The 21,949-nt window shown below is 43.5% G+C and carries 16 protein-coding genes; 7 read left to right on the forward strand and 9 right to left on the reverse strand.

Features of this window, described 5'->3' with window-relative positions:
- Positions 1 to 72 precede the first annotated feature (72 nt).
- Positions 73 to 2,196 (forward strand): polyphosphate kinase 1, encoded by a 2,124-nt coding sequence (gene ppk1, locus H6571_03605; GenBank protein MCB9322806.1) that lies wholly within the window; start codon positions 73 to 75, stop codon positions 2,194 to 2,196.
- Here the strand turns inward: ppk1 and H6571_03610 are convergent.
- The 4 genes from H6571_03610 to H6571_03625 form a co-directional block, all read right to left on the reverse strand.
- Positions 2,171 to 2,701, reverse strand: a complete 531-nt coding sequence (locus H6571_03610; GenBank protein ID MCB9322807.1) for a hypothetical protein — start codon at positions 2,699 to 2,701, stop codon at positions 2,171 to 2,173. The genes ppk1 and H6571_03610 overlap by 26 nt on opposite strands.
- Positions 2,702 to 2,837: 136 nt before the next feature.
- Positions 2,838 to 3,806, reverse strand: a complete 969-nt coding sequence (locus H6571_03615) for a YbbR-like domain-containing protein (protein MCB9322808.1) — start codon at positions 3,804 to 3,806, stop codon at positions 2,838 to 2,840.
- 4 nt (positions 3,807 to 3,810) lie between these two features.
- On the reverse strand, positions 3,811 to 4,143 hold the full coding sequence (yajC, locus tag H6571_03620) for a preprotein translocase subunit YajC (protein MCB9322809.1): 333 nt from the start codon (positions 4,141 to 4,143) through the stop codon (positions 3,811 to 3,813).
- A 79-nt stretch (positions 4,144 to 4,222) separates the two neighbouring features.
- The gene (locus H6571_03625) at positions 4,223 to 4,726 is read right to left on the reverse strand and encodes a DUF1573 domain-containing protein (GenBank protein MCB9322810.1); all 504 of its coding nucleotides are present in this window, start codon (positions 4,724 to 4,726) and stop codon (positions 4,223 to 4,225) included.
- Positions 4,727 to 4,816: 90 nt separating this feature from the next.
- Here H6571_03625 and H6571_03630 point away from each other — a divergent pair, with 90 nt between their 5' ends.
- Positions 4,817 to 5,332 (forward strand): shikimate kinase, encoded by a 516-nt coding sequence (locus H6571_03630; protein ID MCB9322811.1) that lies wholly within the window; start codon positions 4,817 to 4,819, stop codon positions 5,330 to 5,332.
- Between the two features lie 32 nt (positions 5,333 to 5,364).
- Positions 5,365 to 6,132, forward strand: coding sequence for a class I SAM-dependent methyltransferase (locus H6571_03635; GenBank protein MCB9322812.1), 768 nt, complete (start codon positions 5,365 to 5,367; stop codon positions 6,130 to 6,132).
- A 168-nt stretch (positions 6,133 to 6,300) separates the two neighbouring features.
- Here the strand turns inward: H6571_03635 and H6571_03640 are convergent, their stop codons facing one another.
- Entirely contained in the window at positions 6,301 to 7,587 is a 1,287-nt protein-coding gene (locus H6571_03640) for an MATE family efflux transporter (GenBank protein MCB9322813.1), read from the reverse strand.
- 241 nt (positions 7,588 to 7,828) lie between these two features.
- Here H6571_03640 and H6571_03645 point away from each other — a divergent pair, with 241 nt between their 5' ends.
- From H6571_03645 to H6571_03660, 4 genes are all read left to right on the forward strand, one after another.
- Complete coding sequence (locus H6571_03645; GenBank protein ID MCB9322814.1) at positions 7,829 to 9,889, forward strand: S9 family peptidase; 2,061 nt, start codon at positions 7,829 to 7,831, stop codon at positions 9,887 to 9,889.
- A 214-nt stretch (positions 9,890 to 10,103) separates the two neighbouring features.
- Positions 10,104 to 13,352, forward strand: coding sequence for a SusC/RagA family TonB-linked outer membrane protein (locus H6571_03650; GenBank protein ID MCB9322815.1), 3,249 nt, complete (start codon positions 10,104 to 10,106; stop codon positions 13,350 to 13,352).
- A 21-nt stretch (positions 13,353 to 13,373) separates the two neighbouring features.
- Entirely contained in the window at positions 13,374 to 14,969 is a 1,596-nt protein-coding gene (locus H6571_03655; protein ID MCB9322816.1) for a SusD/RagB family nutrient-binding outer membrane lipoprotein, read from the forward strand.
- Between the two features lie 54 nt (positions 14,970 to 15,023).
- Entirely contained in the window at positions 15,024 to 17,543 is a 2,520-nt protein-coding gene (locus H6571_03660; GenBank protein ID MCB9322817.1) for a T9SS type A sorting domain-containing protein, read from the forward strand.
- Between the two features lie 69 nt (positions 17,544 to 17,612).
- On the opposite strand, the gene H6571_03665 is transcribed toward H6571_03660, so the two are convergent.
- From H6571_03665 to H6571_03680, 4 genes are all read right to left on the reverse strand, one after another.
- Positions 17,613 to 18,737, reverse strand: coding sequence for a cysteine desulfurase (locus tag H6571_03665; protein MCB9322818.1), 1,125 nt, complete (start codon positions 18,735 to 18,737; stop codon positions 17,613 to 17,615).
- A gap of 112 nt (positions 18,738 to 18,849) precedes the next feature.
- Entirely contained in the window at positions 18,850 to 19,734 is an 885-nt protein-coding gene (locus tag H6571_03670) for a DDE-type integrase/transposase/recombinase (protein ID MCB9322819.1), read from the reverse strand.
- Positions 19,731 to 20,153, reverse strand: coding sequence for a transposase (locus H6571_03675; protein MCB9322820.1), 423 nt, complete (start codon positions 20,151 to 20,153; stop codon positions 19,731 to 19,733). Before H6571_03675 ends, H6571_03670 begins: the two co-directional genes overlap by 4 nt.
- A gap of 144 nt (positions 20,154 to 20,297) precedes the next feature.
- Positions 20,298 to 21,800 (reverse strand): aminotransferase class V-fold PLP-dependent enzyme, encoded by a 1,503-nt coding sequence (locus H6571_03680; protein ID MCB9322821.1) that lies wholly within the window; start codon positions 21,798 to 21,800, stop codon positions 20,298 to 20,300.
- Positions 21,801 to 21,949: the final 149 nt, after the last annotated feature.

Below are 21,949 nucleotides of genomic sequence, written 5' to 3' on the forward strand. Positions count from 1 at the left end.
TTTATTTTTATGGCGATTGAGAAACCTGGAGAGCTATAAAATTTCTTTCATTTTTTTTTGAAATAACGAATTATGCCAGGTAGAAAAAAACCATTACTTATTAGAGACATTAGCTGGTTGTCTTTTAATTATAGAGTCATGCAGGAAGCTAAAGACCCCAGGGTTCCACTTTTCGAAAGGATAAAATTCCTGGCTATCTACTCTTCAAACCTGGATGAATTCTTCAGGGTCAGGATGGCCAACCATAGAAACCTGGTCAGAGTTGGAAAAAAGACAAGGGCAAAACTGGATTATGACCCACAAGAGATCATCGAAAAAATACAGGAAACCGTCAATCTTCAACAGGAAGAATACAGTCAAATATTCCAGGAACAAATCGTACCGGAACTTGAAAAAAATAACATTTTTTTGCTGAGACGACTGGACCTGAATGAGGAACAAAAAGAATTTGTCGAAAATTACTTCCAGGATCATATGCTGCCTTTTGTACAGCCTGTACTGCTGGTCGGCAACAAAATCAGACCGTTTCTAAATAATGCCGCCCTTTACCTGACCGTTCTGATCAAAGAAAAAGAAAACCCTGAGGCTGAAAAGCAAATCGCCATTGTCAAGATTCCTTCCGACCATTTACCAAGATTCATACATTTGCCCTGTCCTGCCGGCATTCATCAAATCATACTTCTCGACGATATCGTTCGCCACAGTATTTCGTGGATGTTCCCTGGATATAACATTATTGAAACATACTCCATTAAACTCACACGAGATGCCGAACTGTATATTGATGACGAATGGAGCGGCGACCTTATGAATAAAATAAAATCAAGCCTGGCCAAACGTCATGTCGGCCCGGCTTCGCGTTTGATCTACGACAGGGAGATGCCAAAATTGGTATTGGACCACCTCAAGCATGTCCTTGAACTGGATGATCTGGATTTGCTCAAAGAAGGGCGATACCATAACAATTCCGACTTTTTTAAGTTTCCGGATTTCGGGCTCGAAAAACTCAAGGATCCGCAACAACCCAACATGCCCTACCCTCCACTTGAAAAAACGAATCGCTTTTTCGCAAAGATGAAAGAAAAAGATCACTTCATTCATCCGCCCTATCATTCCTACGAATCTGCCATTCGATTTTTTGAAGAAGCGGCCGAAGATCCTAATGTTACCCACATAAAAATTGTTCAGTACCGCGTAGCATCAAAATCCCGAATCATGCAGGCGCTGATGAAAGCTGTTAAAATGGGGAAACAGGTAAGCGCTTTTATTGAAATTAAAGCCAGATTTGATGAAGAAGCCAACCTGGGCTGGGGAGAAAAACTGGAAAAAGCAGGCGTTACGGTCAATTACAGCATTCCCGGGCTGAAAGTCCATTCAAAACTTGCTCTGGTAAGAAGGATGGAAAACGGAATAGACAAACTTTATGCCTATATGGCCACCGGGAATTTTCATGAAGGCACCGCTAAAATTTACGCCGATATGGGATTGTTTACCAGTGACCCCCGCCTGGTAAATGAAGTAGCCCGCGTATTTTCTTACCTGGAAACAAAACAGAAACCCATAAAACCATTCCAACACCTGCTCGTGGGGCAGTTTAACCTTCGCTCCAAACTTGAGGCTTTGATCAATTATGAAATCGCCCAGGCTGAAAAAGGTAAAAAAGCAGAAATCATCCTAAAACTGAACAGCCTTCAGGATCCAATGATGATCGAACACCTTTACAAAGCCAGTCAGGCAGGGGTCAAAATAAAACTCATTATCCGTGGTATCTGCTGCCTGGTGCCGGGAGTAAAAAACCTGAGCGATAACATTGAAGCCATAAGCATAGTGGACCGGTACCTGGAACATACCCGGGTGTTCATTTTCCACCACGGGGGCAAAAAACCAATCTATTTATCTTCTGCTGACTGGATGACCAGAAACCTGAGCCATAGAATTGAAACAGCTTTCCCGATTTACTCAAGGGAAATCAGAAAACAAATTTTCGATTTGATCAACATTCAGTTGTGTGATAGCATAAAAGCACGTATTTTAGATAGAAATCAGACCAATACTTACAAAACGGTAGGTTGTTCAGATATCCATATCAGAACCCAGGTGGAATCTTACTATTACATAAAAAGAAAATTGGAATTGGACAAGCGGAAAGTTCCCAATACCCCCACAATCCCTATTGGTCCCAAAATTTCCAATTGATCTTTTTCTTTTTGTTACCGTTTTGCCTTAGGTTGAGCACCTTGCGTTTTTTGATGACATAACGAACACTTACGCCGGTTTGGCTGTAAATGCGTTTTTCGCCACCGACAATATTGATGGCAGGTTTGAAATCCCAGGAGACATTGATGCGTGCCGCTGTGAATTCGAGTCCGGCAATCAAGGTTACCCCAAAAGGGTCTTTCACAGGGAGGTTGCTTTCAGGTATTGAGAGCCATCCTTTGTGAAAACCTCCACCAGTATAGAAATTAACCCTGCGCGTAATAAATGGCATATGCTTTTCAGCAAGGAGGGTAACCATGGCCTCTTCGCGCTGAAAGCTGGATTGGATGATCCCTTCCAAGGTTACGCGTTTAGCGATCCGCTGTTTGTAAGTAATGCCCTTGTCCGTTCCAAGACGAACCCCCATGGAAATGTCATAAGACTGTGAAGCAAGTTGAAAGGAACAAGCCAAAAGGATTCCGAGAATGAGTGTTTTTATTTTCATGTTTCTCAAAACGGAACCTGTTGAAATTATATTGTGATTTTCGATATGTAACTAAAAAAACGTCAGGAGTGAAGGTGGCAAGCTAAACCGAATTATAGATCAGCGTAAATTGTAATTTACCCGGAAGCAACATTTTTTACTGGCCAGGAGGAGGTTCATGAACGACATGAGACTTTTTAATGATAAAAAAGGTGGCTGCTTTTGGGGTGTATTTAACGGTCTGGACATAGTCAGGGTATTTGGCCAAAACAATAGGAGCCGTATTTTTTCCCTCTGAGAGATGGGCAATCCCTAAATCGACTTCAAATTTGATCTTATCCGCAGTCAGGTCGTCATATTTACTCAACCCAACGACGCAACTTACATTAACGCTGGAGGGAAAAATAGAAAGGCTGTCGCGTTCGGGCACATTTTTGATTTCCAAAGGAATAAAAAACGACTTTTCGGTAAAGTTTTCGATAGGAATTTTCACCATAGTACTAGCCTCGCTGAGATGTAATTCACGGGGTGGCGGGAATAAAGAAACCGCTCTGTCGACTGTTTTTTTCCCATTGAGCAAAGTCAGGCTATCTGTTTTCCAAAAAGTAATGGTCTCCACCAGGGAGGCCGGCCCGGAAACGGTGACACTATCGGGATGGATGGAGAGGGTATCTGAATAATTGAACCCTTCAGAAAATTCAATTTTTTTAATCAGCACGATCGGAACTTTGCGTTCCATTTTTTTCTCGAGTTTCAGAAAAAGTTCATTGTAATTGACATCCACCACCTTGATCCTGGGAGAAGGCAGGTTTTCCAAAATATCTGACCGCAATTGTCCGTCAGGAATTACAAGCTCATTCTCTTCTTCCATATCGTAATGCAAAGCAAGCCTGGAAAGATTATGACTGTTAAACAGAAGATCCCACCCCCGGGCTTCAAACCTCAACATAAGATTATTGGGCGGCATTTTTGTGAACGCCATCTCTTCCGGTACATTAACATTGATGGATGCCGGCTTCCAAACCCTGTACACCTGGGAAAGCTTAACAAGAATCCAAAAAACAAGAGCTATACCGATGCAAATCATCAGTATAGCCCTGTCTTCCTGAAGTTTAATCCTTGCCAAGGTACTATTTTTTTTCTGTGGTGTTGAACAAACTCTCTGTCATTTCTTTGGAAATGGCACTTTTTGTCACACGAATAAAAACTTTAGTCGCGATCTCTAAAGTAACGATCTGATCTTCGATTTTATTGATTTTTCCTAAAATTCCACTGGCGGTAACTACTTCGGTACCTTTTTCCAGGGCAGTCTCAAAATTACGTTGCTCTTTTTGCTTTTTGGCCTGTGGTCTTATCAGGAAAAAGTAAAAAACGATTACCATTCCTGCCATCAGGATCATACCCATGCTACCTCCTCCGCCGGGAGCTCCGCCGGCTTGTAAAAAAATGAATCCTAAGTTCAACATATTAAATTTATTTTGTATAAAAAATGCCTCTTGTAACAGATAAAAACTATCTGTAAAGGGTTAATTCACCACTGTTTTATTTGTTGTCGTTTCCTGGTTTCACAAATCCTGTCAGCGTTACCTTTGTGGTATTGGGATAAGTATTGGCGGTAACGGTAACGGGTTTGATTTGCTCGTTTGATTTGCCCCTTGTATTGAATTTCACGGTTATTTCACCACCTTTTCCCGGATCGATCAATTCTTTGGGCCATTCGGGAATGGTACATCCGCAAGTGGAGCGGGCACCACTGATGAGTAAGGGAATCTTCCCTGTGTTCGTAAATTTAAAAACATGTTCGACCACATCGCCTTGATTCACCTCACCAAAATTGAATTCTTCTTCCTCGAAAGTCATTTTGGCAACGTTAACGGTATCCAGGGGCTCTTTTGCCGTCACCGGATTCCGGATAATATCTGAATTGGTAATTTTACCGTCAGCTTGAATCTCTTCAATGGTTTTCTCTTCTTTGAGTTCCGGCGTTGATTCACAAGCCGAAAAGATCAGGAATATTAGAGCAAAAAATGAAAGTAAACGGTTCATAGCATAAAATTTTGACAAAAATAGAACTTTTTGTTTTCCATTCGGCAATAGTGTTTGTTTTTTCCGCAATTTTGTGAAAAGAAAAAAAATATGCGCCTTTTCCTGATAGGATTTATGGGCTGCGGGAAAACATACACCGGCTCACGACTAGCAAAACAACTAAACTATCCTTTTGTTGACCTCGATGATTATATTGAAGCCCAAACCGGAAAAAGTATTTCGCAACTATTTGACCAGGAAGGAGAAGATGGTTTCAGAATTATTGAAAAACAAGCCCTCCGAGAAATGGCTAACTACGATGAGGTTGTCGTTAGCTGCGGTGGAGGCACACCGTGTTTTTTTGACAATATGGAATGGATGAAAAAACACGGAAAGACTATTTTTTTAGACCTCCCTCCAAAACTACTCGAAAAAAGACTAATACAAGGCCTTGAAAAAAGGCCACTTATCAAAGACCTCAATAAAAAAGGAGCATTACTATCCTTTATAGCATCAAAACTTTCAGACAGAATTCCCTTTTATCACCGGGCCGATATTATTTTCAATCCCGACAATGAAACCCTGCCCCCCTGGATTGCTTTGGAGCATTGGATTTTATACGGCTAATAACTTCGCCAGCAGCGAAAAACTACATCATTATGAAAAAGACAATTAGAGAATCCTTCTTTAAGATTTGGTACTGGTACATCAGCACGAAGGATAAAGACGGGGAGATTACCTTTATGAATTACGGCCACTCTGACGGAAACCAGCTTTTGCCATTGCCTAAGCACCAGGAAAAAGACAGGTATTCTATTCAATTGTACCATCATTTGGCTTCAAAAATAAACCTCCAAGATAAAAACCTCCTGGAGGTCGGTTGTGGAAGGGCAGGCGGATTGACTTATATTAAAAAAAATTTGTTGCCAAGGCAAGTGACAGGGATCGACCTGAATAGCAAGGCCATCCAATTCTGCAAAACATTCCATTGTCAGGAAAATGCAGCGTATTTACAGGCGGATGCACAAAATCTGCTATTTTCCGATCATTCTTTTGACATCGTTATGAATGTGGAATCCTCACACCGATATCCCAGTCCTGAATTATTCTTCAGCGAAGTGAACCGGGTGTTAAAGCCGGGAGGTTATTTTTTATTTACGGATTTCAGACTTACAGATAAGGTGGAAGCATTGGAGGCTCAATTCAGGGATGCCCAATTAATAACTGAAGAAAAAAAGGACATTACTGAAAATGTTTTGGAAGCATTGACACTAGCTACTCCGGGAAGGGAAAAACTGATCAAAAAAATTGCGCCCGTTTTTTTACATGGATTGGCCAGACAATTTGCAGCCACCACCGGAACACCAACTTTCAATAAATTTTTGAACCGGGATTTCTTGTATCTGACCTATGTTTTAAGGAAGTAAGGAAACTTTTTATTCCCGATGATCGTCCTTTAACAGAGGTGGCTTTTAGTCGAAAATCTTTAGGGATCCCTGTCCCCTGGTTTATAAACAATTCCAAACAGGTGAAAGCTTCAAACATGACCCCGAAGGAGATTTTCTTACACCGGTGAGGCTATTGACAGCCAAGGCTCAAACCTGCAATAAGTGCCACTGCCTCGACCGGATATACCAAATAGACAAAAGCAAAATGGCAATCCAATAAAACATTTCTGCCGCCCAGGCCCACACTAATCCACCGTTAGTGTAATTTACTTCGATATAAATATAGATCAGGTAACCTATAGCGCAAGCCAGTTGTATTTTAAAACCGTAAAAAGTGGCTCCTGTGCCAGCCAACCCGTTGAAATACACCCCTCCTATGGAAAAAGCCGTCAGGATACCTGCAAGAACGTAAAACACCGGACGCGCCTCATCGATGAGGAATACATTTTGCCCCCCCAGCAACGGGTAAAGTATTTCATGGGGGAACAGGAGAATGGGTATCGTCATTACCATAGTGGTCATCCATGATATCTTTGCGGTTTTCCAAATAATGGGCAAAACAGCCTGACGCTTTTGCTGGCCAATAAAATTGCTTACCATGGTGTTTACCCCTGTGGAAAAACCCCAGGTAGGGATGGATAAAATGAGGTACACCATCCTGACGAGATTGGTGATAGCCAACTGACGTTCCCCAAGGTTTTCTACTATACTAAAAAAGACAAACCAACTTCCCAGCCCAACCATCGCCTGCATCACCATGGGGGTGGACAACCGGAATTCGGTTCGGATCAGTTCCATATCGATCGCCGGGATTCGAAATAGTGCATAACCCCGCGATTTTTTATCCATAAAAATGAATACAATAAAAACGCCAAAGGCCACCATTTCAGATATTGAACTTGCCAATCCGGCACCGGCGATGCCCATCTCCGGGAATCCCCAATGGCCATAAACGAGCGCATAATCCAACATTATATTAAAAGCAGCAAGGAAAATAGCATCAACGAGAATGAACCAGGTTCGGGCAATGCCGGTATAAAGCGCGATGATCGCCACACCGGCATAGGAAAAAAATACCCCCCAGGACCGGTATTCAATGTATTCAAGACTCTTGTGAAAAATAATATCCGAATCTACAAAGAGCTGGAAGAAATAATAACAGCCATATTTCATAAAAAAGAACATGAACACTGACAGTCCAAGTTCGAAATACAACATCGCATAAAAAGTCCTCCCCACTTCCATGGGGTTCCCCTCTCCTATTCTTCGGGCAATCATGATCTGTCCTCCGCGGGAAAAACCAAAACCAATGGCGGCCACAATCAGGTAAAAAACACTGGCAAATCCAATAGAAGCAAAATCTTCCTCACTCACATGATAAAGGAATACGCTGTCCGTCAAAGCAATGACATTTTGCGCTGCGCTACCCAACATTATCGGGGCCGAAATAGATAATATTTTACCGTATGAAGTGCTGCTCCTCATTATTTTGCAAATGTAAGATTAATAACACTAAAATGGTAACGTTGAACAGTATTCCGCCATACAGTTTTTTTGGCAAAAACTTTTTAGTTAATTTGCACCCTGTCGGAAAAAATCCATGCCCAATTGATAATTTTACCAAACCAGATCTTTTAAATTAAAAAAAACGATCCAAACGAATAAATTAAGTCCTATGCAATCATCAAAAAATGCTCCAAAGGCCCAAAAAATTCCTAAAGTCCTGACCCTTCACGGAGATACCCGGATAGATTATTACTACTGGCTCAACGATCGCGACAATGAGGAGGTCGTCAACTATCTCAATGCCGAAAATGAATACCTCGAAGATAAACTTTCCCACATCAAACAGTTCCGCCAGGATCTTTTCCTGGAAATGAAAAGCAGGATCAAAGAAGATGACCAGTCAGTACCTTATAAGGATAACGGTTATTTTTACATCACCCGTTACGAAAAAGGAAAAGAATACCCGGTATACTCCAGAAAGAAAGATTCGCTGGAAGCCCCTGAAGAAATTTTACTCGAAGTAAATGAGCTGGCCAAAGATTTTTCCTATTTTAAGATCGGGGGATTTGAAGTTAGCCTGGACAATAAACTGATGGCTTACAGCGAAGATATTGTCAGCCGAAGAATATATACCATCCGTTTTAAAAACCTGGAAACCGGGGAAATGCTGGAGGATGTCATTCCCAATACATCGGGCAATATCATCTGGGCCAACGACAACAAGACTTTATTTTATGCAGTAAAGGATGAGGCTTTACGTCCATACAAAATTTTCAGACACAAACTGGGAACGCCGGTTACTGATGATGTGGAAATCTGGCATGAAGCAGATGATACTTTCCGTACTTATATTTACAAAACGAAATCCGATCGTTTTCTCATCATCGGCTCTGATCAGACGATAACTTCCGAGTACAGGATTCTCGACGCCAATGATCCGGAAGGCACCTTTAGAATTTTCCAGAAAAGAACGCGTGGCCTGGAGTACGACCTGGCTCATTTTAAGGATGATTTTTTTGTAAGAACCAACCTCAATGCAAAGAACTTCAGGTTGATGAAAACGCCCGTCGATGCAACGGAAAAATCCAACTGGACAGAAGTTATTCCACACCGGGAGGATGTCTTGTTGGAAGACATGGACATTTTCAATAACTATCTCGTACTTTCAGAAAGGATAAAAGGCATTACCCAATTGAGAATAATGCCTACCGAAGGCAGCGAACACTATATTCACTTCCAGGATGAAGCCCACCTCACCGCTACCTCCATCAATCTTGATTTTGATACTGATATTTTGCGCATCAGTTACCAGTCGATGACCACTCCGCCGACCATTTACGACTACAATATGAAAACCAGGGAGTTCAAGCTGATGAAACAACAGGAAGTCGTAGGGGATTTCGATCCTGAAAATTATGAATCGGAAAGATTTTTTGTGACGGTGAGAGACGGAGTCCAGGTGCCCGTATCTATTGTTTACCGCAAAGGATACCAAAAAGACGGTAACGCGCCGCTGCTCCAATATGCTTATGGCAGTTACGGACACAGTATGGAACCTTATTTCAGTTCTATCCGATTAAGCCTGCTCGATCGTGGATTCGCCTTTGCCATCGCCCATATTCGCGGCGGCGAAGAGATGGGCCGTCACTGGTATGACGATGGCAGGTTGCTCAAAAAGAAAAATACTTTTACCGATTTTATCGACTGCGCCAAATACCTGGTCGAACATAAGTACACCAGTAATGATCGTCTTTTCGCCATGGGGGGCAGTGCAGGCGGACTGCTGATGGGCGCCATTATCAATATGGCTCCTGAACTTTGGAAAGGAGTTCTGGCCGCCGTGCCTTTCGTCGATGTAGTAACGACCATGCTTGATGACAGCATCCCTTTGACTACTGGCGAATACGATGAATGGGGCAATCCCAATGAAAAAGAGTATTACGATTACATAAAATCTTACTCTCCCTACGACAACGTCGAAGCCAAAGATTACCCCGCGATGCTGGTCACGACCGGACTACACGACTCCCAGGTTCAATACTGGGAGCCGGCCAAATGGGTGGCGAAACTGCGGGAGATGAAAACAGATGACAACATTTTGCTCATGCATACAAATATGGAGGCAGGGCATGGAGGCGCCTCTGGCCGGTTCGAGGCGATCAAGGAAATTGCGCTTGAATATGCTTTTATTTTAGATCTTGCAGGAAAAATAGAAGGCGAAAATAAATAAGCGCATCCTTTAAGGTATTATAAAATCTGGAAAATTAGCCGGGTGGGGAGTTGCAAAGGTTGTTAACCTGTAATCTGCATCTCCCAACCCGCATAATTGTTCTAAAATAAATTATTACATTTACTACCATAAAATTAAATAGCCCGCCTAAAACCGGATGTCTTCTAAGCGAATTGGCCATTGGTCGCTATTTAACGGACAATTTTAAACAGGCATGCAAAAATATTTACTTCTACTCCTTTTCCTTACCTCAGGTATTCTTTCCCTTTCTGGGCAAAAAGTAATCACAGGTGTGATCACTTCGACTGAAGACGGTGAACCTCTATTTGGAGTTAACATTAGCATCAAGGATTCAAACACTGGTGCCATTTCCGATTTCGAGGGGAAATATAGTCTGGAAGCCAAAGAGGATGACATACTGGTTTTCAGTTTCATTGGATTTCAATTGCAGGAAATTCCCGTTGCAGGGCGGAGCGTCATTGATGTTTCTCTTGTGACAGATGCAGAACAATTAGGAGAAGTGGTCGTCACGGCCCTCGGTATCAAACGCCAAAAACGCGAACTCGGATATTCTGCTGAAACTTTTGGTGGAGAAGGTCTTGAAAAGTCCAATGCCACCAACCTGATTTCTGCCCTGAGTGGCAAATCAGCAGGCGTTCAGGTGGGCACGTCAAACGGAGTAGACGGAGGAACCACAAGGATCACTATTCGCGGCAATAACAACCTTAAAGGCAATAACCAACCACTCATCATCATCGACGGCGTTCCGCTTGAGAATGAATCGGGTTTCACAGATGTCGGCCGCGGAGTGGATTGGGGGTCATCCATCAACAATATCAACCCTCAGGACATCGAAACCATGAATATCCTGAAAGGCCCAACCGCTTCGGCCCTTTATGGTTCAAGAGGTGCCAACGGAGTCATCCTGATCACCACTAAAAGAGGACAGCAGCAAAAAGGAATTGGCATCACCTACAATGTGTCACACAAGATCATTCAGCCTTTCAGATACCGGAAAGTTCAAAATACCTATGGATCCGGTGGGCCGGTCAGCTTACTGGAACCTCAACTGGAAATGAATGCCGACGGGGAATACATGTACCCCAATAACATTCACACCAATTCCGGTCCTTTTGGCAAAACGACCTTTGAGACTTTTGGTTTTTATTCCACCGGCGTTTCCTGGGGCCCAAAAATGGAAGGACAAATGGTCCGTTGGTGGGACGGCGAGTTAAGACCTTACACCCCCCAACCCGACAACCTGAAATTATTTTTCCATAACGGCCACACGACTGCTCATAACCTTTCCTTTTCGGGAGGTGGAAAAATGGGAACCATGCGGGTTTCCCTGACCCGAAACAGTCATGAGGCGGTCATCCCCAACAGTAATTTTGACCAAACCACCGCCAATATCGGATCGAGAATCGACATTTCTCCAAAAGTACACGCCGATCTTTCTATCTCCTACATCAACTACCACCGATTAAACAGCCCAACTCTTGGCGATGATAATACAGGCTCCTTCGGTAAGGGAATTCTCTACAGCTGGCCAAGAAGTTATAAAGGCCTGGAAAAAGATATAGATATATTGCCCGACGGCACCCAAAATGATTATGGCGGAAATTATCCCTTTACTTTTTCACCGCCTCATTTATGGTGGAATGCGTATAACAACAACACCAGCCTTGACCGGAATAAACTGATCGGCGGGCTTTCCTTAACCTATGATGTTACCAACTGGCTCAACATTACCGGGAAATTAGGGCTTGATTTTACCCTTACCCAGTTTGAGAAAAAGCACAACCCGATCGATAAGCTCGGAATCCTGGGAGGTTTTTATGCCAACGAACTGGACCGAAACAAAGTGGTCAACAATGAATTTCTCGTCACTGTGCATAAAAAAAATCTGTTCGGAAAAACATTTGGAGGCAGCATTTCTTTGGGGGGAACCCAATGGCAACGCAGCCGATATGCCATCAAAGGAAGCAGTTCCACATGGATCAACCCCTGGTTGTTCACCTTTAACAATTATGAAAACAGGATTGATGTTCCCATCCCCACTGAAATCCGTTACGACAAAAAGATCAATTCCATATATGGGTTTTTGAACCTCCATTTCAAGGAATACCTCTTCCTGGAACTCAGTGGACGAAATGACTGGTCTTCGGCCTTACCCATTCAAAACAATTCATATTTCTACCCATCCGCCTCTATGAGTTTCATTTTGAGCGAAGTAATAGACTTCAGCCATACGGGGATCAGTTTTTTAAAACTCAGAGCCGCCTATGCTGAAACTGCCACAGATACCGATCCGTTCGCGTTGGATTTTACTTATGCTACAGGTAGTTTCGGAGGAAGTCAAACAGCAACCCTGCCCACCACTATCCCTCCTTTGGAATTAAAACCCCAATTGGCCAATTCCTACGAAGCCGGGATCAGCATGGGATGGCTCGAAGATAAAATTCAACTGGATTTGACCTATTACCAGATATGGTCGTATGCCCAGATACTCGATTCTCCCCTTCCTGCCTCCTCCGGAGCCAATTTTATTAAGATCAATACTGGTGAAATTCAAAACAGGGGCTTTGAAGCGACCCTTGATATTACATTGCTTCAAAAAAAGAATTTCTTCTGGCAAACAGGTTTTAATATCAGCCGAAACAGAAACAGGATCATCAGCCTTGGAGATGGAGCCGACATTCTCCAACTGGCAGATATCTGGGGGCTGAACGGGCCTGCCATAGCCGTGAGAGAAGGAGAAGATTATGGTACCATCGTCGGATATGATTATATTTATGATGAGGCTTCCGGCAAACCCATATTAAACGAGGAAGGAACCCACTACTTATTTACGGAAAACCAGGTACCCATTGGTAATGCCTCCCCTAAATTTACCGGCGGATGGACGATGAGACTCGGCTTTAAAAACTTCAGCCTGAATACCCTTGTAGATACCAAATGGGGCGGAGATATTTATGCAGGGTCCTACGTCATCGGATTACAAACCGGTCAAAGTCCTGAAACCCTTTTAGAAAGGAACGGGGGCGGTCTTCCCTATACGGATCCTGATGGAAATATCCGTAATATCGGGGTTATCCTGGACGGCGTTTATGCTGACGGTACGCCTAATGACAAAGTCGTACATTATTACTTCAAATACGTGCCTAATGCCGGTGGCTGGGGACACTTTCTCTCCACACCAGGCATTCTGGAAAACTCCTGGATCAAGTTAAGGGAGGTCGCATTGACTTATAAGTTCCCCACAGGCATATTGAATAAATCAAAAGTTTTCCAGGGATTGACGGCATCCATCGTGGGGCGGGACTTATTCTACCTATACACTACCCTACCTGACAACATTAATCCCGAAGGCTCCAATGGCTCAGGCAATGCACAGGGGCTGGAATGGGCTTCGTTTCCTAGTATGCGATCTTTCAGCTTTAGTTTAATAGCCTCTTTCTGACCTGTGATAAATAGATTTGAAATGAAAAAAATAAACGTATTATATATCCTGGTTTCAACGGTTTTGATGCTTCCCTCCTGTGACAAAGGTTTTGAGGCCCTCAATAAAAATCCATTCGAGTCCACTCAAACCGAGATCGGACCTCTTTTTAATACTTGCGTCAATTCCCTGAGATTGGGCTGGAACGAACAATTCTACCTTCACAATGAGACGCTGTATGAGATCACCCAGCAAGCGGCATTATCGTCTGTTACTTTCCAAAATGTTTCCATTGGCACGGAGGAAGTCTGGAACAATTATTATATCACCCTTGCCCATTTCCGGGAACTCGAAGCCAGGTTTGATGCCTATGAAGGAGATACTGAGGTGCTCAACAATGTAAGAGCCATGACCAAAATCCTCCTGGCCTATAAGACTTTTAGGGTCACAGACCTGTTTGGCGACATGCCTTTTTTTGATGCAGGAAAGGGATTTGAGGATCTTGCCTATGCGCGCCCCAAATTTGATACCCAGAAAGATATCTATTTCTTTTTACTGGATGAATTAAAATGGGCCGCCGAGCACATTAATCCTGCGCCCAACCCGATCACCGCAACCGGAGAAGCCTATTACAATTTAGGAAATTTTGATACTTTCTTCAACGGAGATCTTCACCAATGGATAAAATTCGCCAATAGTTTACGATTGCGTCATGCGTTGAGGATGTATGAAAAAGCCCCATTGGAGGCCGAAACCATCATTTCGGAAATATTGGAGAACAACCTGCCCCTGGTGAGAGAAAATGAGGATAATGTTTTGATGAACCCCAGGGCACAGCAATGGCTCAACCAGTCAGTTGGATGGTCCTTCCGTGAGCATAAAAAACTGAGAATGGGAAGCAACATCTGGCACCAGATGTCGGAAAATGACAACGTGGACGGCAGCGGCATATTTGACCCCAGGGCCTATGTATTTTTTGAAACCAATAACGCCAATGAATGGGCACCCTTCCCTCAGGTTCCCGATGAAAATACACCACAGTCCGGGGGAATTCCTTATCAGTACCACCGGGATGATAATTATACCATAAAGGGGCAGGATAATATTTATTCTCCCTTCAATTATTACCTGGTCAGGGACGAACAGGATGTTCCGGAAATCATCCTCACGGCTGCCGAAGTTCATTTTATCAAAGCGGAAATTTTGCTGCGGGGTATTGGTGTTCCTGCAGATGAAGGGGAAGCAGATGGGGAATACACATTGGGATTAGCCGCTTCCATTGAATTTTGGCAGAAGGTGGCGTTTAATACGGCCATTTGGACGAATGCCCAAACTCCTTTAACTACAGGAGAAATATTTGCGGTCACCAATCATCCCCGCTTGAGCATATTTACCAGCCAGGACAAATTGGGCCTCATTTATACCCAAAGATGGATCGATGCTTTCCGGCAGCCCTGGGAAGCTTACGCCCTTGTCAGACGAACCGGGCAAACCCCACATGAAGGCCCGATAAAACAACATTACAGGTTCCCTTATCCGCCGGGAGAAATCGAAAACAATCCCGACAACTGGGCTGCTCAGGTAAGCAAAATGGGAGAAGATTCTTATTTGACCAAAATTTGGTGGATGCCCGGTTAAAAAACATGGTTATAACCTTCTGAGAAAATATTTCTAAAACTTAAAATCTGATATATGAAAAATTACTACTACTTAAAACAAGGAATACTCCTGATGTTTTTGTTATTCATCCAATCTTTTAACTTAATAGCCCAATCGGAACAATACCTTCATTTCGACGGAGTAAATGATTATGTAGTGCTTGAAAATGGTTCACAATACATTGTCAACTCAACTGAAATCACCATGGCCGGATGGTTTTACACCGACCAGCTGGCTTACGGGCAAGGCATGATGGGCATTAGGGATGGAAGTGGAAACGGGATGTATGTCATCCAACTGGACAATGGAATCATGGAATGCCGTTTGGAGACCAATACCGGTTTACATGAGTTTGTCGCTCCGGCCTTTACCATTGTTCCTCAAACCTGGCAGCATATTGCCTGGGTGTATGATGGCGCTTCTGTAAGGCTTTACATCAACGGCACCCTGAAAGGAAGTTCAGTCGCATCAGGCACTATTTCCAATGCCAATATCCACTTTGCTATTGGCAGAAGTATCCTTTCCAATTTCAATTTTTATTTTGGAGGAAGAGTCGATGAAGTATCCTTGTGGAGTAAGGTATTGAATCAAACGGATATCCAGAACATGATGGAAAATGAATTGGTGGGAGATGAGGCAGGACTTGAAGCCTATTATAAATTCAACCAGGGCGTTCCTTATGAAGATAATACTTCCATCACCGAGGCAGTCAGTGAAGTGGGTGCAGGCGAAAGAGATGCCCAAATAATTAACTTCGCCCTCACCGGAGAAACTTCCAATTTCGGAGGTGATCTCAACGTAGGATTCCAGGCGATCACCTTCCCGCAAATTCCCAACAAGCTCACCACCGATGCACCGTTCAACCTGAATGCAAGTGCCAGTTCAGGGCTCGATGTCATTTATGAAGTGGTATCCGGCCCGGCCAGTGTTTCAGGAAATACGGTTACCCTCGATGGTGTCGCCGGCCAGGTGATGATTAAGGCCACTCAGCCCGGCGATGGAACTTACCAGCCTGCCGACGAATTGTTGAATACTTTTCAGGTCATTGACCCGACCACCTATGCTCCTGCAATTGAGGCCAGGAGCCCTTTGGCCGGGGATGTTTTTGTTCCCTCCCTTTCTGCCATTCAGCTGGCTGCGATTGTCGACATTGGATACCCTGAATTATTCTCTGTCCAAAACGTTTCTTTTGAAATAGACGGACAGTCTATCCCCGCAACAGATTGGAACAACAATCACTATACTGGCTGGTGGACGCCTCCTGCCTATGGAAGCTACACCCTGGACATCATTGCCAGTAGCAATTATGGGGCTACTTATACCGAAAGTGTCAATATAAATATCGTGGAAACCGCTGTGGGTATGGATGTGCTGGCGGCAGATGATGTTTGGCTGAATACAAGTATTTCCTCACAGATCGTACAAGCGGAATTACCGTCCTACCAGGGTGCCTATAATCAAATTACCGCTACCCTGGACGTCAACTGCCCAAATGGGAGCTGTGGAGAATGGGACAGAGTCGCAAGTGTAGATGCCAAAGGCCATAATGGGGAATGGATCGAAATTTTTCGTTACATCACTCCATACGGGGTTCCATGTTCTCATACCATTGATCTGACGGATTATATGTCCATTCTGCAGGGAAAAATCGCCTTCCGGCTCAATTGCGGTACCCTTGATAACGGATTCCTTTATGACCTTACCATTTCTTATTCAACCGGAACGCCCGAATATCCATACAGTTCCATTACGCGCCTGTGGAATGAAACCTATCCTTTTGGGGATCCTGACAACTTACAGCCTTGTCCGCCACTTACCGTCTCCTTCCCTGCCAATGCAGTGGCGTCAACGCTGAAACTGGTTTCTACCGGTCATGGCTGGGGCGATAACAACACGGGCAATGCCGCCGAGTTCCACGATGACACCCACCACGTTTGGGTCAACGGTAGCCAAACCTTTGAACAACACAACTGGAGCGACTGTAATCCCAACCCGGATGGCTGCAGTCCTCAGAATGGAACCTGGTTTTATGACCGGGCAGGATGGTGTCCGGGATCCATCGCTCCCTGGTTTGATTTCAACATGACGCCCTTTCTCGGCGACAATGTAGCCCTTGAATACATCTTTGATGAAGATTACGTGGATAACTGCCACCCCAACAATCCGGGTTGTATTTCCGGCGTAACCTGTCCTGATTGCAACGACGGATTTAATCCTCACTTAATCGTGGCAACCAATTTGGTGACCTTCTCAGGGGTTCCTTTGGTGGAAGGAGTTGTGGTAAATTCCGAGGATCTGCTTGTTCAGCAAAATGCTGTGAGCATATTCCCCAACCCTAGCAGCGGACTATTTACCATAGGCCTCGAAAAGGTGATCACCGAACTGCAGATCAGGATCATCAACAACACCGGTCAGCTGGTGAAGGCCATCCACGAAACCGACAACCAATCCAAAGAAATTTTATTAAATATGTCGGAGCTTCCGAAAGGAATCTACCTTATTGACCTGTTTATGGAAGGGCAAAGGATTACCAAGAAATTGATTCTCGAATAATTCATTTTGATAAATAAAAAGCCGTTTACTTTTCCTGAAGTAAACGGCTTTTTTTATGGTTTTCAACGATTAAAGTTCTAAAATTTGTTTCAACTTTTCCACCACAATATCCACTTCTTCCCGGGTATTGTGATGAGAGAAAGAAAAGCGGATTGTTTTTCTAAGGGAGTCGCCATGAATGGCCTGCATAACGTGGGAACCTACATCCACTCCTGAAGTGCAGGCACTTCCCCCGGAGACGCTGATGCCTTCAATATCCAGATTAAGCAGCAGCAGGTCCGATTTGGGGCCGGGTGGAAAGGAAGCACTGAGCACCTTGTAATGTCCATTTCCAGGGCTGTTAAATTGGACATCAGGCAATTCCTCCAGCCGGGACTTAAGGTAAGCCCGGAGCGTTTCCACATGTTGTTTCCTTGCTTCCATATTTTCATAAGCCAGTTCCATGGCTTTAGCGAGGCCAAGAATATTGTGAATACTTTCTGTTCCTGCACGCATATTACGTTCCTGCCCCCCTCCGTCGATCAAAGGCTTGATGATATTATCATTATTGATGTAAACAAATCCTACCCCCTTGGGACCATAAAATTTATGAGCCGAGCCGCTAATGAACGCAATGTTGGCCGAAGAAAGGTCAAAGGGAAAATATCCGATGGTCTGAACGGTGTCGGAATGAAAAAGCGCACCTGCTTCGTTGCAAATGCCGGCCACCTCCTGTAAGTTGATCATACTTCCCGTTTCATTATTGGAATGCATGAAAGATACCAGGGTCTTTTTATCGCTTAAAGGCAAAATTCGTTTGAGTTCCTCCAGGTCGGGCAACCCCCATTCATCGATCCCGAGCATAACGATCTCCGCATCCGTATCACGCCCGATGCTGTCAAAGCTGTGCAGATTGCAATGGTGTTCGACAGGCGTACTAATGATCCTTTTAACCCCAAGATCGCGAACGGCTCCTTTCAAAACCATATTATTCGATTCCGACCCTCCGGAGGTGAAAAATATTTCTCCAATGGAAGCTCCAAGGTAATGGGCTACCTTTTTTCGTGCCTGTTCAATGGCTGAGCGTGCCTTGCGTCCTTCTGCGTGAATGGAGGAAGGGTTGCCATAAATCTCTCTCATGGCATCGATCATCACCTTTTGGACTTCCTCGTCTATGGGAGTAGTCGCTGCGTTATCAAAGTATATTCGGGACATTTTGCTGATTACTGGTTACTGGTTACTGGATGATCTGGTTGCTGGTTGCTGGTTACTGGTTACTGGTTACTGGATTGTCAATGCCTAAAATAGCTTGACCAATTTTAGTTAATTATAAATCAAATTGTAATTCAAGTTGCATTGGATTATCTAACATTTTGTTTATTGTAAAGACTTCCATTTCGGGTCTTTCTTTTTCCTTTAGGTCTTTGATATATGTTTCATAAACCATTGGTGTCATCTTTAAAGAATTGTGTAAACGGTTGTTGTAGTTTTCAACAGCCATGGCTACTCGTTTCTTTAACTGTCCAAAATTTTGGATACTCCACCTTTTGAGGTATTCATTTTTTATGGTTCCATTTGCCCGCTCGCAATGTGCATTTTCAAGTACGTTAGTACACATACTGATCCTTATGCCATAGGATTTAAGTAAGTTCGTATAATCAGTACTCGTATATTGCGAACCTCTGTCAGAATGATGAATCAACTCATTATTATAATCATCAATGCCTCTGAGGTTGAGTGCCATTGTTAATGCAGCAATATTATTCTCTGACCGCATATTGTCAGAAACCGAATATCCTATGATCCGTCGAGAATAAACATCCATTATTAATACAACGTAATAATGCTGTCCCCCTAATGGAAAATAAAAAAGGTCACTAACCCATAATTGGTTGACATTTGTAAACCTCTTTCCTATCAGTACATTACCATATTGACTTCCCTTATCGCTGTAAGTAGTCTTATAGGGACTTTCTAAGGCCCGTAAACGATAGCCTTCGCGTAAACCTAATATTATAAAAGCATCCCGTCCAATGCCTTCTGGTTCGAACTGTTCATATATCTTGCGCAGGCCCATCCCCGGATGCATCTCCCTAATCTCCTCAATAAAACCTATGTAAAGGGGAGCTTTTAATAATTGCTCTCGTTCCCGTTTCAGGGCATCCATATGCCCTTGTTTGCTGATCCCCGATAAACTGTATAATGTCTTCATTTTATATCCGTGTTCGTCAGGGTGTTTTCGGAACCATTCCAGGGTTGGAGTACGTACTTTTTTTTTACATCATAACCCAGATCTTCACTCGCAAACTCGTACCCCTTCTCCAAGAGATCTATTGTCATCTGTTTTTGTCCGATTATGCGTTCATATTCGGACAATCGTTGCATTAATATTTTCGTCTTTTGTGCTTCACTTTCCATTTGTACTACTGTCTTTACTTCTTTTGTACTGTCAGAATACAAATATATCCATTTATATACACTTGTTCGTGATACTTCATATAGCTCACATATATCTCGTACCTTTATTCGTCTTGAAACCAGGTCTTTAACTTTGCTCCTTTTAAAGGATTCACTGAAAGTCCTATTGCTATTTGGTTGTTTTTGAAACTTTTTGTTATTTTTGTTTGCCATGTTTAGTTGACTTTTTTGGTCAAGCTATTTTAGGCAATGACAGATGATCTGGTTGCTGGTTACTGGTTGATCGGTGCTGGTTGCCAATGAACGAGCAAAGGTAACCAGAAACAAGTAACGAGTAACGAGTAACGAGTAACAAGATTAATGTAATTTTCTGTCAAACCACCCCTTCACGAGTTTTTCCTCCCGGTTATCATTTCCTATAAAGGTAAACTCGTTGGTATGCAGGTTATATTCGTAGGATTTGGACCATTCTTCATGATTTTTACAAAGCCCTTCAAGGCCATCAAGCAGGTAATCCACCTCTGCGTCAGTCATGGTGGGATGAATAGACATTCTAATCCAACCGGGTTTTCCGGAAAGATTACCCATGCCTATTTGTTCGGTAATTTGTTTGGAGAATTCCTGAGTGACTTCCAAAAGATAATGGCCATAAGTCCCGGCACAGGAACATCCGCCCCTGACCTGGATTCCAAAATGATCATTGAGCAGTTTTACCCCCAGGTTAAAATGCAGATTGTCAATATAGAAAGAAATTACGCCAAGACGATCCCGCACATTATTGGCGAGAACATGCAAATTGGGCAACTGATCAAGGCGGTGCCAAATCTTTTCCAGTATTTCTTCTTCTCTTTCCAGCATTTTATCAATGCCCATTTCCTCTTTGAGCTGCATGGCAAGGGCCACCTTCATGGTTTGAAGAAATGCCGGGGTACCCCCGTCTTCCCGGTTTTCGATCTCGTCGATGTATTTGTGTTCGCCCCACGGATTGGTCCAGTCAACGGTACCTCCCCCGGGATTATCGGGAATTTTGTTTTTATATAATTTAGGGTCAAAAATTAAAATGCCTGTACTGCCGGGTCCCCCAAGGAATTTATGGGGTGAAAAATAAATGGCATCCAGGTGCCTGGCTTTATTTTCAGGACGCATCTCAATTTCAATGTAAGGCGCCGAACAGGCAAAATCCACGAAACATAACCCTCCGTACCGATGCATCAGTTCAGCTACATCGTGGTAAGGGGTAATGATTCCAGTAACATTCGAGCAACTCGTTATAGCAGCGATTTTAGATTTCCTGTCTTCATACTGTTTGAGTAAGGCTTCCAGGTTTTCCAGTTCCATCAGCCCTTCCTTATTGGCAGGAATGACGACCACGTCCCCAATGGTTTCCAGCCAGGAAGTCTGGTTGGAATGATGCTCCATGTGACTGACAAATACCACGGGGCGTTTTTCTTCAGGCAGATTCACCCCTTTTCTAAAGCGCTCATGCACTTTTAACCCTAATATGCGTTGAAATTTATTCACCACGCCGGTCATCCCGGAATTGGAGGAAATGATGACATCGCTTTCCCAGGCGCCTACATGTTTTTTGATGTATTTTTTGGCATGGTGATAAGCCATCGTCATGCTCGAACCGGTCACTGTAGTCTCCGTATGGGTATTGCCAACGAATGGCCCGATCTCTTCCGTCAGCAATTTCTCTACCGGGCTATACAGCCGGCCGCTTGCGGTCCAATCGGCATACAAAATTCTTTTTTGACCAAAAGGGGTCTCAAAAATCTGATCATAACCAATCACGTTTTTACGGTATGGCTCAAAGTAAGTTTCTAACTTACCCTTAGGTTTTACTTTAGCTGACTGCATGGCCTTAAGCTTTTCAATTTTCTGAATGATCCAATTTAATGCAAAGAAAAGGAAAAGTAAAGCAATAATGAAATGGAATCCCCGGGGAAAAAATGAATCCCGCGTTTGTCGGTCATTTAAACAAAAAAAAAATCCCCTGTGGGCCCTCG

The sequence above is a fragment of the Lewinellaceae bacterium genome (assembly GCA_020636105.1).
Classification (GTDB): Bacteria; Bacteroidota; Bacteroidia; order Chitinophagales; family Saprospiraceae; genus BCD1.